The organism is Pseudomonas sp. GW821-FHT11D10, from assembly GCF_058808435.1.
On the sequence record NZ_JBXARR010000009.1, the window covers coordinates 49,883 to 63,252 of the forward strand.

Consider the following 13,370-nt stretch of genomic DNA (forward strand, 5'->3'; position numbering starts at 1 on the left):
GGCAACTATATAGTTGCCTAAGGCAAACATATGAGCATCCCTCCATGTCCACGATCACCGACCGCGCCGACATCGTCCGGCAATTCAACCGCTTTTACACCCATCAGATCGGCGTGTTGCAGGAGCATCTGCTGCAAAGCGATTACTCACTGACAGAACTGCGCATCCTCTACGAACTCGCGTCCGGCGGCGATCTGACCAGCGCCGACCTGCGCCAGATGCTCAGCCTCGACGCGGGTTATATGAGCCGGATCATCAGCGGTTTCGACAAAAAGGGCCTGATCCAGAAAGTCCCCTCCGCCACCGACGCCCGCGCCAGTCAGTTGCACATCACCGACCTTGGCCGCGAGATCCTCGCGCCGCTGGAGCAAGCCTCGCGGCAAGAGGTCATCACCCTGCTCGAACGCCTGGCCGAACCGCAACAACTGCAACTGATCGCCTCCATGAAGCAGATTCAAACCCTGCTCGAAGGTGGCCAGCCGACAACCTACCTGCTGCGCGATCCACAACCCGGCGACATGGGCCTGGTGGTGCATCAGCAGACGGCGATCTACAGCCGTGAATACGGCTGGAATTCAGAGTTCGAAGCACTGGTAGCCGAGATCGTCGCCAAGTATCTGCGCGAATTCGATCCCACCGGCGAGCGCTGCTGGATCGCGGAAAAGGACGGCAAGGTGGTGGGTTCGGTGTTCGTCGTCCGCCATGACGAGAGCACCGCGAAACTGCGCATGCTCTACGTCGATGCCAGTGCTCGGGGCCTGGGGATCGGCAATCGGCTGGTCGAGGAATGCCTGAGGTTTGCCCGTGATATCGGCTACAAAAAGATGATTCTGTGGACCACCAGCAATCTGGTGGATGCCCGCCGGTTGTATCAGCGGGCAGGGTTTGAGTTGGTCGAGGAAGAGCCGATTCACAGCTTCGGCAAAGAGCTGGTGAGTCAGACCTGGGCGATCGAGTTGTGAGGTTTATGCCCGCGGTGAGTCGTCGTAGTCGGGCAGGACGATGGCGTCGGCTTTCGGCGAAAGGATTTTGCCAAACAGTTTCTTGAGCCCCGGCGCAGTGGCCATCCGCAGCACGGCATGGCCGAGTGCAATGCCCAGACGCGAATGCGGCGAGGCCAGTCTCGGGGCGAACTTGGGCACGCTTTGCGCCTGGGCCACGAATGGACGCATCAGCGCTTCATAGGCGGCGAAGGCCTGACGGTGATCGGCGTGACGCCCGAGTTCTCCGGCCAGCACGTAGGCGCCGCACAACCCCAGGCTGGTGCCCATGCCGCTGATGGGCGACGCACAATAGGCCGCGTCCCCGAGTAGCGCGATGCGCCCCTTGGACCATCGGGGCATTTTGACTTGACCCACTGCTTCCAGATAAAGGTCAGTCGTGTCATCCAGCGCGGCGAGCACGCGAGGCGTTTCCCAACCGGCGTCGGCAAAAAGTTTTTTGAGCAAGGATTTCTGTTCGTCCTGCGCCAGCTTCTCGTATCCGCTCGGCGCTTGCTGAAAAGACAAAAACGCACGCGTGGTGCCCAGGTTGTCAGGCCGCAAACAGACGCAGCGACCGCCCGGCAGGTTGTGCCAGCGCATCACCTGGCCGTCGCTCGGCTGTCGAGGCACGGTGAAATAGGCCGTGTAGAGATCGAGCGGGCGCCGCTTCACTTCATCGCCGAACACCTGATTGCGCGTCGTCGAACCGATTCCTTCGGCCACGATCACCAGGTCGTAAACCTGCTCCCCGCCCTGCTCGAAACGCACATGAACCTGCTCGCCATCGTCCTCGATGGTTTCGATGCTGTCGCCGAACCGGTACGTGACCCGGTCCTCGCTGTGCTGGATCAACAGCTTCGCGAGCTCACCGCGCAGGATCTCCAGCTCCGCGATCGGCCCGTCACCGTCAAACGCATCGACCCCGATGAAGGCTCGGGTCTGGTTGTCCCGATCAACAAAAGCAATGCCCTGCTCGTGCGTCGTGTTCGCCCGAATCAGCGCCTCCAGCCCCATGCGCCGCACCACTTCACGCCCGGCGCCGCGCACGTCGATGGTTTGCCCGCCATCGCGAAACGCCGGCGCCCGCTCGACCACCGTGACGTCCATGCCCTGCCGCGACAGCCAATACGCCAGCGCGGGGCCGGCGATGCTTGCACCGGTGACGAGTATTTTCTGTGGTTTCATTTTGCGTCCTGCGTTTCAGAGGTGGCGGTCGTGCTGCCCGGCAACGTGGTGCGGTAGACCTCGATTACCTGGCCGAGAAAGGTCTCGATGACCGCGCGATCCTGGTCGTCGAGCGCCCCCAGCGCCGCGCTCAAGCCATTGAGCATCGGCGCGATATGCCGATAGGCCTGTGCCACCGATTCCGGCACCGGACACACCAGCACCCGACGTTTGTCGTTGAGCTGTCGCTCGCGAATCACGTGCCCGGCGCGCTCCAGACGGTCGATGACCTGGGTGATGCCCGCTGTGGTCACGGACAGGCGCGAGGCAAGCTCGGTCGGCGGCAACGGCCCGTCGGTGATCAGATGCTCCAGCGCCGCTACGTCGGTCTGATTGATTCCCAGCACCACGCCCAACTGGCCGGCCGCCGCACGGGTCAGAATGGCGATCTGTTGCAACTGCTGGCCCACGGCATCGCTGGCGATCTGCAGGCTGCGTGGATCTTCGGCGGGATTGGGTGCAGATGTGGGTGATGACATGCGCAGGATGACTCCGGGAATTGAGGGCGGGTCGATGTGAGGCGAGCGACACTAACATATAGCTAACTTGCTTAGCTAGTTTTGTAAAAATCGTCCCTGCCGCTCAATTCTTCGAGAAAAAATGGCGGGTTGTTGACCGTTGCCTACGCTCACCTTGCTGCGAACTTTTTCGGCTATGGGTGATGAGCATGGATTTGAAAGAGCGATGGATATCCACCTGTTGTGCATCGGTCGCGTCGATGTGCCTCGTCCCTATGGCCCATGCCGAGGATTCTGCCGAGCTGGCGAAAAAAGCCCTCAACCCCGTGGCCGCCATGTACAGCCTGCCGGTGCAGTACAACTGGGACCAGAAAATGGGGCCAACCGGAGAAGGCATGCACAGCGTGACCAATATTCAGCCGGTGCTGCCCTTCACGCTCAATGATGACTGGAACCTGATTTCCCGCACCATCCTGCCGGTCATCGATCAACACGGCCTGGCGCCGAATGGCGCGGCGGACAAGTCCGGAGTCGGCGATATCACCCAGAGCTTTTTCTTTTCGCCGAAAAAGCCCACGGACGGTGGCTGGATACTCGGCGCGGGCCCGGCGATATTGATTCCCACCGGCAGCGATGAATTGCTCGGCAGCGAACAATGGGGACTCGGCCCCGCCGCCGTCGCGCTGAAACAGGAACATGGCTGGACTTACGGCATACTCGCCAACCACATCTGGGGACTGGACGGCAGCCCGCCGGATGACAAGGAAAAGGTCAACCAGACATTCCTGCAGCCATTCCTGTCCTACACCACCCACAGCCTCACGACGTACGGGGTCAACACCGAATCCACCTACAACTGGCAGTCACGCGAGTGGTCCGTACCGGTGAACCTGACGGTCAACCAACTGCTGAAAATCGGCGGGCATCCGCTGACGCTGCAAGCCGGGCCACGCTACTGGCTCGACAGCCCGAAAGACGGCCCGCAGGGATGGGGATTTCGTTTTGCGGTGACGTTGTTGTTTCCGCGTTGAGCCGGCTGTGGCTCCAGAATGGGGACTGATTTATTTCTCGGAAAATAAATCAGTCCCCTTTTCTGTCCTTTTCTATTCATTTGATATCAGCCAAAAAACAAAAAGGGGCCTGATTTATTTTCAGAAATTAAATCAGTCCCCTTTCTTCCTGTTCAATCGTACTGAAACAAGCAACCCTTTCTGGTTCAGCTCATCTGAAAACCCAAGCGTGACGCTTGCGTCGTTTCGATTGGCTATCGCGCAGACAATAGACAGACCCAGTCCCGAGCCGGCTTCACCTGTGCCCAGGCTTCGGTAAAACGGGTCGAACACCAGCGCTTGCTCTTCGGCGCCGATGCCCGGGCCGGAGTCCTTGACCTCGATAAGCACGCCCTGCTCCGTCGGCTCGACACTCAAGTCGACCCGCCCGCCTGCCGGGGTATAGCGGATGGCGTTGTCCACCAGGTTCTTGATCAGGATAAACAGGTCCAGTTCGCTGATAACGACCTGCACGTCCTCGACACTTTCCACACCGATATCGATGTCCTTGTTTTCTGCCAATGGCAGCAGGTCTTCCAGCACGCGGCGAAAGGTTGCATGCACCGAAACTGCGGTCTCGGTGCGTTGCGTGATCGATTGGGCAGCGGCCAGGGCCAACAGTTGTTCGATGAGGTTGCGACTGCGCTCGATGCCCTGAGCCAACGGTACAAAACTCTGCCGGGCAGCGTCCGACATGTCTGCGGCGTTCAATCGCTCCGCCTGCAGGGAAAGCGCCGTCATCGGCGAACGCAATTCATGCGCGGCATCCGCGACAAAGCGCCGTTGCACCTCCATGGCCTGCGCCACACGCTTGAGCAAGCGATTGATCGCCACCACAAAGGGCCGGATTTCGCTTGGCAGGTGCTGTTCATCGACAGGATGCAGCGCCTGCTGATCGCGCTGATTGATCTCCGCCGAGAGCGTCGCAATCGGACGGAACAGCTTGCGCACCAGGTCACCCACCGCCAACAGCAGCACCGGGAACAGAATGAGAAACGGCAGCAGACTGCGCCAGGCACTTTCCCGCGCTTCCTTCTCACGCACGTCGGCCTCTTGCGCGACTACGATGCGCTCGCCTGTGGAGGTTGTTCTGACCAGCGCACGAAAGTCTTCACCGGCGATGCTCAGCGTCGACAAGCCATCGGCCAGGGAAACGGGGAACGGCAACGGGATGCTGGCGTCGTCGTTGCCGGACGCTTTGGCGCTATCGGCCAGGTACTGCACGATAATCCGCGACTCTTCGTCGTCGCCAACGATCCGTTCGTTGCCGGGATAGCGCAGGGTCATGTGCTGACGATCGAACAGCACCGCCACCTGGCGCAGGTTTTCGTCCTGCATTTCGTGCGCTTCGTTGAGTGCCGAGATAAACGCGAACGCAGCGGCCAGCAACGCGACGATGAGAATGGCCAGCGACAGCGTGATGGAAAGCCGCGACTGTACTGAATCGCTCAGACGCCTTTTGAAACCATCCATCCCATCCCCCTGACGTTCTTGATGACATGGCTCCCCAGTTTTCGCCGCAGTGCATGGATCAGAAATTCCACCGCATTGCTTTCCACTTCGTTGCCCCAGCCGTAAATCCGGTCTTCCAGTTCACTGCGCGAGAGAATGGCTCCCGGCCGAATCAACAGCGCCTGCAACAGCGCAAATTCGCGACTGGAGAGTTGGACCTCGGCGAGTTCGGCGGTGCAAGCCTGCTTGGAAACCAGATTCAACGATACCTCGCCATTGTCCAGCAGCGATTGCGCGTTACCACCGCGACGGCGCAATACCGCGCGCATGCGCGCCAGCAACTCGGCCATCGCGAAGGGTTTGAGCAGGAAGTCATCGGCGCCGCCATCGAGGCCCCGCAGGCGATCATCCAGACCATCGCGGGCGGTGATGATCAGCAACGGCACCGGGTTGTTGCGCGCGCGAATGGCATCCAGCACATCGAGCCCGTCCTTGCCGGGCAGGCCGAGATCCAGCAGCACCAGGTCATACGTCTGCGTGTCCAGCGCCGCCAACGCGGTGAGACCGTTCTTCACCCAGTCAGTGGCGTAGCTCGCGTCCTTGAGTACTCCCTCGATGGCATCGCCAATCATCAGGTCATCTTCGACCAGCAGAATCCGCATGTGCCGCTCCGACAGAAAAGGCGCGACGGTGATCCCGTCGCGCCTGTATTGAAGCACTTGAACCGGCGTTTGTCCGCCGGCTTATGGCTGACCTTTCATCGAATCGAAAGCCTTGAGCAAATCGTCCATCGCTGCCTTGCATTCAGCCTGCTTCGGCGCACTGGCACGCAAGGCGTCGAGTGCACGGTCAATGGCTTTGTCCAGCACATGCCAGTCAGCGGCGGCGCGCGGTTTGATACCCGCTTCGGCAGAGTCCCAGGATGTTTCCAGATCCTTGATACGGGTCTTGGCTGCAGGCAGGTCGTTCTTGCCGACCAGTGCGGATACGTCGGCGGCGATGGTGCGGAACTCGCTCAGATCGCCCAGTTTCGAGCCAGATTGCGCTGGCGCACTCATTGAGTTGGTTGACGCACCGGTAGCAGGTTTGTCGGCGGGTTTCGAGCACCCGGCCAGGCTGCCGAGCAACACCAGTGACGAGATGATCGCGACGTGACGGATAGCCGTTTGAAAAGAGCGCATATGGATTCCTTGATAGAGGTCTGAAGGTTATTGAATGGCGGTTTTACGGTTGCCGAGGCTGATCTGCGCGACCGCTACCAACAGCACGATGACAGTCAGGAAGATCGCGCTGGTCCAGGCGGCGCCCATGCCCAGGCCGCCGTAGGTCTTGGCCTGCGTCAGCAAATCACCGAGTGAGGCGCCGAACGGACGGGTCAGGATGTAGGCGATCCAGAAGGTCAGCACCACGTTGGCCCCGAGGCGCCAGGCCAGCAGCGTCGCCGCAATCAGCGCACCGAAAATCACCACACCGACGGTGAATCCCAGCCCCAGCGCTTCCGTGGCCAGATCGCCGGCGGCAGTGCCCAAGGCAAAGGTGCAGAGCACGGTGGACCAGTAGAAAAGCTCGCGTCGGGGCGTATTGATTTCACGAATCGACAGGTTGTTCTCCATGGTGAACCAGACAAGGAAGTTCACCGCCAGCAGGACCGAGAACACCGCGGTGCTGACGTAAAGGCTGATGTCGAGCATGTCGGTCATGATGTCGGTGATCTGCGTGCCAACGATGCTCACCAGCACCACGGTGAGCCAGTAGATCCACGGCGAATACGCCGTTTTGCGCATCTGCAGGAACAGCGCGCCCCCCAGCAGCAGCGCCATGCCGATGCTGGTCCAGCCAGCGCCGAACCCCGCGTCCACGGCAAGGAAGTCGGCGCCGGTTTCACCCACCGTGGTCGATAGAATCTTGATGACCCAGAAGGCCAGCGTCACTTCGGGGACTTTATTCAGCCATCCGGCTTTTGCGGGATTCATGTGCGGGCAACCTCTCCTGAGCAGCGCTGAACTTGCGCTGGAGGAAAGATACGACCCGAAACTTAGCTGGGACTGAGGCTTCGGATTAATGAAAAAATTTCATAAACCCTTGCCGATTTACCCGTCTAGTCCCCTCTCCTGCGCTCGCTTACTGTTCCCCCAACGCCAAACCACGGGAGATCAGAATGCACAAGCGAACACTCGGCAACAGCTCACTCACCGTGTCGGCCCTGGGTTTTGGCTGCATGGGCCTGAGCCACGGCTACGGCCCCGCCACCGACACTCGACAAGCCATTTCCCTGATCCGCTCAGCGGTTGATCAAGGCGTGACGTTCTTCGATACCGCCGAGGTCTACGGCCCGTTCCTGAATGAGCAAGTGGTGGGCGAAGCGCTGGCGCCGGTCCGCGATCAAGTGGTCATCGCCACCAAGTTCGGCTTTACCTTCGGCGACGACAATAAACAGCAGATCCTCAACAGCCGCCCCGAGCACATCCGGATCGCCGTCGAGGGTTCGTTGCGTCGGTTGAAGACTGATTACATCGATTTGCTCTACCAGCATCGAGTCGATCCGGACGTGCCGATCGAGGACGTGGCCGGAGTGGTGAAAGATCTGATTGGCGAAGGCAAGGTCAAACATTTCGGTCTGTCGGAGGCCGGTGCGCAAACCATCCGACGTGCCCACGCCGTGCAACCGGTCACGGCGCTGCAAAGCGAATATTCGTTGTGGTGGCGCGAGCCCGAGCAGGACATTCTGCCAACGCTTTGGGAGCTGGGCATCGGCTTCGTGCCGTTCAGTCCGCTGGGCAAGGGTCTCCTCACCGGCACCGTGTCTGCCGAAACCACTTACGGCAGTGACGACTTTCGCAGTATCGTCCCGCGCTTCAGCCAATCGGCGTTGCAGGCCAATCAAGGTCTGGTGGTGTTGATCCGGCAGATCGCCGCGCAGAAACAAGCGACACCGGCACAGATCGCATTGGCCTGGCTGCTCGCGCAGGCACCGTGGATTGTGCCGATTCCCGGCACAACCAAACTGCATCGTCTGGAAGAAAACCTCGGTGGCGCTGACATCACGCTCGACGCCAGCGAACTCAAGGCGATTGATACGGCACTGGCGCAGATCCACATCGAAGGCGAGCGCTATCCCGAAGCGCTCAAGGCGCGGGTCGGCCGATGAACCGATTGATCGCGCCATTCGTTGCCTTATCGCTCATAAGCGCAGAAGCCCCAGCCGCCAGTGAAATCCGCATTACCCCGAAAGGCTCCCAACCTTCTATCCAGGGCGCACCCGAGAACTTCACCGGCACAGTGCGCGTGGACGGCCTGTTCAAGGGTGAGCTGCCGGCGCGTGTCGGCGGCGGCACGGTGACCTTCGAGCCTGGCGCACGCACCGCGTGGCATACACATCCGTTGGGGCAAACGCTGATCGTCACGGCCGGAGTTGGCTACGTGCAGCAAGAAGGCGGGCCGCGTCAGGAAATCCGCCCCGGCGACATTGTCTGGATCCCCCCGCTCACCCGTCACTGGCATGGCGCCACAGCGAGCACCGGCATGACGCACATTGCGATTGCTGAAGCCGAGGACGGCAAGACGGTCACCTGGGCCGAGAAAGTCTCGGACGCGCAATACGATCCAGCGACACCGCAAGACAGGACCAGCACACAAGCCAGCGCCGACACACTGTCGAAGAAACAGCAGGCGATTCCTCTGATCGCCGCGTTCATGGCGACCAGCGACCTGCCCAATCTCAACGTGGCGCTCAACCAAGGGCTGGACGCGGGTCTGACCGTCAGCGAAGCACGGGAAATTCTCGTGCAGCTCTACGCCTACGCGGGCTTCCCGCGCAGCCTCAATGCCCTGAATGAGTTGATGACCGTGGTGCAAGCGCGCAAGCAACGCGGCATCGAGGATGCGCCGGGGCGTGAGCCGAGCCGGGCGATTCCAACCGGGGATGAGCTGCTGACAGCTGGCACCGCCAATCAGACGAAGATTTCCGGCGCCCCGGTCAAAGGCCCGGTGTTCGAGTTCGCTCCCGTAATCAACCGGTTCCTGCAAACCCACCTGTTCGGCGACATCTTCGAACGTGACAACCTCGACTGGCAAAGCCGCGAACTGGCGACTGTCGGCGCACTGGCAGCGACGCCGGGCGTGGAACCGCAATTGCGCTCGCACATGCTGGCGAGCCTGCGCGTGGGGCTCAGCGCGGTGCAGTTACGCCAAGTCACCGAGCAGTTGAAAAAGCACAGCGATGCACAGACCGTCGAGCGAGCCAACACAGCGCTGACCCAGGCCCTCGCGGCTTCGGAGAAATGACATGAAGCCTGCCAAAACCCTGCCGGTCATCACGCTGCTGAGCCTGTTGAGCGCCTGCGCAAACCAACCCGAAAGCCCATTGCTGATTCAGAAACAAGGCAGCTTCGCCGCTGGCGGAACCATGACCACCGCACCGGGCACCTTCGATCCGCGCAAACCGCTGACGCCCGACGGCCAGACCTACCACGGTGACCACGCCTACGCGTTCTACCAGATCCCGGTCGATGCGCGAAAACTACCCATCGTCATGTGGCACGGCGCCGGTCAGTTTTCCAAGACCTGGGAAACCACCGCCGATGGCCGCGAGGGTTTTCAGAACCTGTTTCTGCGTCGCCACTACGGCGTCTATCTGATCGATCAGCCTCGGCGCGGCGATGCGGGTCGCAGCAGTGTCGAGACGACCATCAAGCCTGTGCCGGACGAGCAACTGTGGTTCAACCAGTTCCGCATCGGTCTGTGGCCGAACTACTTCAACGGCGTACAAGTGGCGCGGGACGCGCAGAGCCGCGAGCAGTTTTTCCGCGCGATGACGCCAAACACCGGGCCTTTCGACATGGGTGTGGTGTCCGATGGCGTGTCAGCCGTTTTTGACCGAATCGGCCCGGGCATCCTGTTCACCCACTCTCAGGGTGGCGGGCCGGGCTGGTTGACGGCAATCAAGAACGACAAGGTCAGGGCTATCGTCGCGTTCGAGCCTGGCAGCAGCTTTGTGTTTGCCGAAGGTGAAGTGCCGCCGCCGATTCCCAGCGCGTTCGACACGGTGCAAGGCGCAGCCGTGCCCATCGAGCAATTCATGGCGCTGACGCGTATCCCGATTCTGATCCTCTACGGCGACAACATCCCCGAACAGGCCGTCGACCTGCCCGCTCAAGACAGCTGGCGCGCCCGCCTGAAGATGGCCCGGCTATGGCGTGACGCGGTCAATCGACACGGCGGCGATGTACGCCTGATCCACCTGCCGGAGATCGGCATCCACGGCAATACCCACTTCCCCATGTCGGATCTGAACAACGTGCAGATCGCCGATCTGGTGGCGCAATTCCTCAAAGAAAAACAGCTGGACTGACCCGTCCCCTTCTTTCGACTGCCGCCCTTTTGATTGCTCAGGAGCTTCACGTGAAAAACACTCTCAAAGCCACGTTCATGTCGGCATTGGTCGGCCTCTCTGCCGGGGAATCCCTGGCCGCCGACTACAAAAAGAACCCCTTCACCCTGGCCTATGACGGCGCGCTCACCAAGAACGAACCGGGCAAGGTCAACATTCATCCGGTCAGCTACAAACTCAACGGACTGGACATCGCCGCCAACGTCTACACCCCGGCCAACTACGACGCGAAGCGAACCTACCCGACCGTGGTCGTCGCGCACCCGAATGGCGGCGTGAAAGAGCAAGTCGCCGGTTTGTACGCCCAGCGTCTGGCCGAACAGGGCTACATCACCATCACCGCCGACGCGGCGTACCAGGGTGCCAGCGGTGGTCAGCCGCGCAGCATCGATAAACCCGCGTATCGCATCGAAGACATTCACGGCATGGCCGACTTCATCAGCCAGTTTGCCGGCGTCGATGAAAAACGCCTGGGCCTGCTCGGCATTTGTGGTGGTGGCGGTTATTCGCTGGCGGCGGCGCAAACCGACAAGCGCTTCAAATCGCTGGCGACCGTCAGCATGTTCAACTCGGGCCGGGTGCGCCGCAACGGCTACAACGACTCGCAGATAGACAGCATTCAGCAACGTCTGCAACAGGCTTCGGCCGCCCGCGCTCAGGAAGCCGCCGGTGGCGCGGTGTTGTATTCCGGTGATGCCAACCTGACGGATGAGCAGATCGCCAAATTGCCGTTCGAGCTCTATCGCCAGGGCTACGAGTATTACTGGAAGACCAACGCGCACCCGAACTCGACCTTCAAATACACCACCAGCAGCCTCATCGACCTGATGCGCTTTGACGCCACCAACCAGATCGAACTGATCAATCAACCGTTGCTGATGATCGCCGGCAGCAAGGCCGACAGCCTGTACATGACTCAGGACGCCTTCCCCAAAGCCACCGGCACCACCGACAAGGAAGTGTTCATCCTCGAGGGCGCCACCCACATCGAAACCTACTGGGTGCCGCGATATGTCGACGCCGCCATCGGCAAGCTGAGCGCGTTTTACGCCCGTACCTTGTAATGAACTCTGTGGGGGTCGCGCATCCGTGCGCAACCTGCTTTCATGGATTAATCCCGCGCCCCTCATGAGAGGTTCTCATCAATGTCCCGCGCCAACCTCAACGACCTGCAAGCCTTCGTGGTCATCGCCCGCGAAGGCAGCTTCACCCGCGCGGCCGCACAACTGGGCGTCTCGCAGTCGGCGCTGAGCCACACCATGCGCAGTCTGGAAACACGGCTGGGCGTGCGCCTGCTGACGCGAACCACCCGCAGCGTTTCGCCGACCGAAGCAGGTCAACGCCTGTATCAATCGATGGCGCCGCGCTTCGATGAGATCGAACTGGAACTGGCCGCGGTCAGCGAATTTCGCGACACCCCGGCCGGCAATGTGCGGATCTCGGCGTCCGAACATGCGGCGAACAATATTCTCTGGCCCAAGCTGCTGAAGGTGTTGCCTGACTACCCGGACATCAAGGTCGAAATCACCGTCGACTACGCCCTCACCGACATCGTTGCACAGCGCTTTGACGCCGGTGTTCGCCTGGGTGAACAGGTGGCCAAGGACATGATCGCCGTGCCCATCGGCCCGTCGTTGCGCATCGCCGTCGTGGGCTCGCCGCAGTACTTCAAAGACCGACAAATTCCCATGACGCCGGGCGATCTGGCCGCGCACAACTGCATCAACCTGCGCCTGCCCACCCACGGCAGCCTGATGCAATGGGATTTTGAAAAGGACGGCCACGAACTGAAGGCCCGGGTCGAGGGACAATGGACGTTCAACAGCAGCGTGCCGATCCTGCGTGCGGCGGTGGCCGGGTGCGGTTTGGGGTTTCTGCCGGAAGACATGGTGGCCGGGGAACTGGCTGACGGCAGTCTGGTGCGGGTGCTTGAGGATTGGTGCCAGCCCTTTGCGGGTTACCATCTTTACTATCCGAATCGCCGGGAGCATTCGTCGGCGTTTGGGGTTGTGGTGGATGCGTTGCTCTATAAGGCTGAATAAGCGTTGTGGCTGCCATGGATTTAATCGGTTGACCCGGCCCATTGAGCCCTCGTGAATCCGTAACACTGACACCAGACGGGTACAGCGGAGAGCTGCAACTCGGCGTCATACAAGTGCGTCGCACCGATCTTCAGCGCAGCTTTTTGTGAACGAATGTTTGTAGGCGCGATATGGAAATAGACCGTGTCGTACGCCTTGAAGGCATGCGCCAGCATCAGATCCTTCAACTCACGATTGGCATCCCCGCCCCACTTCGCCCGCACCAGAAAGGTGTACCCGATGGCGATACTCTCCGGCAGGTCAGGCGGAACGTAGTAACTCGACATCCCGACAATCTGCCCGGAGTTGCTATCGGTAATGGTGAGCGCTTTGGTGGTGGCCAATCGAGCGGCGAAATACGCCTCGAACGCGGGCCGTTCATGCCGATCACGGGCGGGATGACCGGCCCAGATGCCTGGATCACTGGCGGCCAGAAACATGCCCTCGAAATCACTGTCGGTCAGCGGTCGGAGCTTTAACGTGCTGCCGGACAAAACGGGTTGCCAGTTGAAGTCGTGCACGGTGGTGGTGTCCTTTCCGGGTGGCCTGGGGATGGAGCCAGTCTAGGGCAGCAGAGCGCCGGGGAAAGATCCAATACGACGGTTATTGAAGGAGCCATCGGAGGTTGTTTAAAGGTTTCCTCCGTCCGTGTTTAAAGACACTCAGCGTTACTTCCTCAAGGCTACAACGCCTTGCGTCATTGCCTACGACTACGCCAGAATCCGCCGGCTTGT

General features: G+C 60.7%; 14 protein-coding genes. 7 read left to right on the plus strand and 7 right to left on the minus strand.

Going from position 1 to position 13,370, the window contains the following annotated elements:
- Window positions 1-44: 44 nt before the first annotated feature.
- A complete protein-coding gene (locus AC1RT4_RS23240; RefSeq protein WP_493088124.1) occupies window positions 45-962 on the plus strand; it encodes a bifunctional helix-turn-helix transcriptional regulator/GNAT family N-acetyltransferase in 918 nt (305 codons plus the stop codon).
- Between the two features lie 3 nt (window positions 963-965).
- Here the strand turns inward: AC1RT4_RS23240 and AC1RT4_RS23245 are convergent, their stop codons facing one another.
- Complete coding sequence (locus tag AC1RT4_RS23245; RefSeq protein WP_493088126.1) at window positions 966-2,168, minus strand: FAD-dependent monooxygenase; 1,203 nt, start codon at window positions 2,166-2,168, stop codon at window positions 966-968.
- A complete protein-coding gene (locus AC1RT4_RS23250; protein WP_493088128.1) occupies window positions 2,165-2,686 on the minus strand; it encodes a MarR family winged helix-turn-helix transcriptional regulator in 522 nt (173 codons plus the stop codon). Before AC1RT4_RS23250 ends, AC1RT4_RS23245 begins: the two co-directional genes overlap by 4 nt.
- A 239-nt stretch (window positions 2,687-2,925) precedes the next feature.
- On the opposite strand from AC1RT4_RS23250, the gene AC1RT4_RS23255 reads away from it, so the two are divergent.
- Complete coding sequence (locus AC1RT4_RS23255; protein ID WP_493088130.1) at window positions 2,926-3,696, plus strand: transporter; 771 nt, start codon at window positions 2,926-2,928, stop codon at window positions 3,694-3,696.
- Between the two features lie 132 nt (window positions 3,697-3,828).
- Here AC1RT4_RS23255 and AC1RT4_RS23260 read toward each other — a convergent pair whose 3' ends face one another.
- From AC1RT4_RS23260 to AC1RT4_RS23275, 4 genes are all read right to left on the minus strand, one after another.
- Window positions 3,829-5,187, minus strand: coding sequence for an ATP-binding protein (locus AC1RT4_RS23260; RefSeq protein WP_493088132.1), 1,359 nt, complete (start codon window positions 5,185-5,187; stop codon window positions 3,829-3,831).
- Window positions 5,163-5,828 (minus strand): response regulator, encoded by a 666-nt coding sequence (locus tag AC1RT4_RS23265; RefSeq protein ID WP_493088134.1) that lies wholly within the window; start codon window positions 5,826-5,828, stop codon window positions 5,163-5,165. Before AC1RT4_RS23265 ends, AC1RT4_RS23260 begins: the two co-directional genes overlap by 25 nt.
- Before the next feature lie 81 nt (window positions 5,829-5,909).
- Entirely contained in the window at window positions 5,910-6,347 is a 438-nt protein-coding gene (locus AC1RT4_RS23270; RefSeq protein ID WP_493088136.1) for a hypothetical protein, read from the minus strand.
- A gap of 27 nt (window positions 6,348-6,374) precedes the next feature.
- Window positions 6,375-7,139 (minus strand): COG4705 family protein, encoded by a 765-nt coding sequence (locus AC1RT4_RS23275; RefSeq protein ID WP_493088138.1) that lies wholly within the window; start codon window positions 7,137-7,139, stop codon window positions 6,375-6,377.
- Window positions 7,140-7,324: 185 nt separating this feature from the next.
- Here AC1RT4_RS23275 and AC1RT4_RS23280 point away from each other — a divergent pair, with 185 nt between their 5' ends.
- The 5 genes from AC1RT4_RS23280 to AC1RT4_RS23300 all read left to right on the plus strand — a co-directional run bounded on the left by AC1RT4_RS23280 (window position 7,325) and on the right by AC1RT4_RS23300 (window position 12,597).
- Window positions 7,325-8,314 carry an aldo/keto reductase gene (locus AC1RT4_RS23280; protein ID WP_493088140.1) on the plus strand — a complete coding sequence of 330 codons (990 nt, stop codon included), beginning with the start codon at window positions 7,325-7,327 and terminating at the stop codon, window positions 8,312-8,314.
- Window positions 8,311-9,450: a (R)-mandelonitrile lyase gene (locus AC1RT4_RS23285; protein ID WP_493088142.1), complete on the plus strand. Its 1,140-nt coding sequence runs from the start codon at window positions 8,311-8,313 to the stop codon at window positions 9,448-9,450. The genes AC1RT4_RS23280 and AC1RT4_RS23285 overlap by 4 nt, the downstream gene beginning before the upstream one ends.
- Before the next feature lie 121 nt (window positions 9,451-9,571).
- Window positions 9,572-10,516, plus strand: a complete 945-nt coding sequence (locus AC1RT4_RS23290; RefSeq protein ID WP_493088485.1) for an alpha/beta hydrolase — start codon at window positions 9,572-9,574, stop codon at window positions 10,514-10,516.
- A gap of 50 nt (window positions 10,517-10,566) precedes the next feature.
- Window positions 10,567-11,619, plus strand: a complete 1,053-nt coding sequence (locus AC1RT4_RS23295; protein WP_493088144.1) for an alpha/beta hydrolase — start codon at window positions 10,567-10,569, stop codon at window positions 11,617-11,619.
- Between the two features lie 81 nt (window positions 11,620-11,700).
- Window positions 11,701-12,597 (plus strand): LysR family transcriptional regulator, encoded by an 897-nt coding sequence (locus AC1RT4_RS23300; protein WP_493088146.1) that lies wholly within the window; start codon window positions 11,701-11,703, stop codon window positions 12,595-12,597.
- Between the two features lie 20 nt (window positions 12,598-12,617).
- Here AC1RT4_RS23300 and AC1RT4_RS23305 read toward each other — a convergent pair whose 3' ends face one another.
- Window positions 12,618-13,157, minus strand: a complete 540-nt coding sequence (locus tag AC1RT4_RS23305) for a GNAT family N-acetyltransferase (RefSeq protein WP_493088148.1) — start codon at window positions 13,155-13,157, stop codon at window positions 12,618-12,620.
- Window positions 13,158-13,370 lie beyond the last annotated feature (213 nt).

What these genes read in the sequence shown, in the direction of transcription:
- AC1RT4_RS23240 (WP_493088124.1), top strand. Translation starts at nt 45, where the DNA reads ATGTCCACGATCACCGACCGCGCCGACATCGTCCGGCAATTCAACCGC.
- AC1RT4_RS23245 (WP_493088126.1), bottom strand. Translation starts at nt 2,168, where the DNA reads ATGAAACCACAGAAAATACTCGTCACCGGTGCAAGCATCGCCGGCCCC.
- AC1RT4_RS23250 (WP_493088128.1), bottom strand. Translation starts at nt 2,686, where the DNA reads ATGTCATCACCCACATCTGCACCCAATCCCGCCGAAGATCCACGCAGC.
- AC1RT4_RS23255 (WP_493088130.1), top strand. Translation starts at nt 2,926, where the DNA reads ATGTGCCTCGTCCCTATGGCCCATGCCGAGGATTCTGCCGAGCTGGCG.
- AC1RT4_RS23260 (WP_493088132.1), bottom strand. Translation starts at nt 5,187, where the DNA reads ATGGATGGTTTCAAAAGGCGTCTGAGCGATTCAGTACAGTCGCGGCTT.
- AC1RT4_RS23265 (WP_493088134.1), bottom strand. Translation starts at nt 5,828, where the DNA reads ATGCGGATTCTGCTGGTCGAAGATGACCTGATGATTGGCGATGCCATC.
- AC1RT4_RS23270 (WP_493088136.1), bottom strand. Translation starts at nt 6,347, where the DNA reads ATGCGCTCTTTTCAAACGGCTATCCGTCACGTCGCGATCATCTCGTCA.
- AC1RT4_RS23275 (WP_493088138.1), bottom strand. Translation starts at nt 7,139, where the DNA reads ATGAATCCCGCAAAAGCCGGATGGCTGAATAAAGTCCCCGAAGTGACG.
- AC1RT4_RS23280 (WP_493088140.1), top strand. Translation starts at nt 7,325, where the DNA reads ATGCACAAGCGAACACTCGGCAACAGCTCACTCACCGTGTCGGCCCTG.
- AC1RT4_RS23285 (WP_493088142.1), top strand. Translation starts at nt 8,311, where the DNA reads ATGAACCGATTGATCGCGCCATTCGTTGCCTTATCGCTCATAAGCGCA.
- AC1RT4_RS23290 (WP_493088485.1), top strand. Translation starts at nt 9,572, where the DNA reads ATGACCACCGCACCGGGCACCTTCGATCCGCGCAAACCGCTGACGCCC.
- AC1RT4_RS23300 (WP_493088146.1), top strand. Translation starts at nt 11,701, where the DNA reads ATGTCCCGCGCCAACCTCAACGACCTGCAAGCCTTCGTGGTCATCGCC.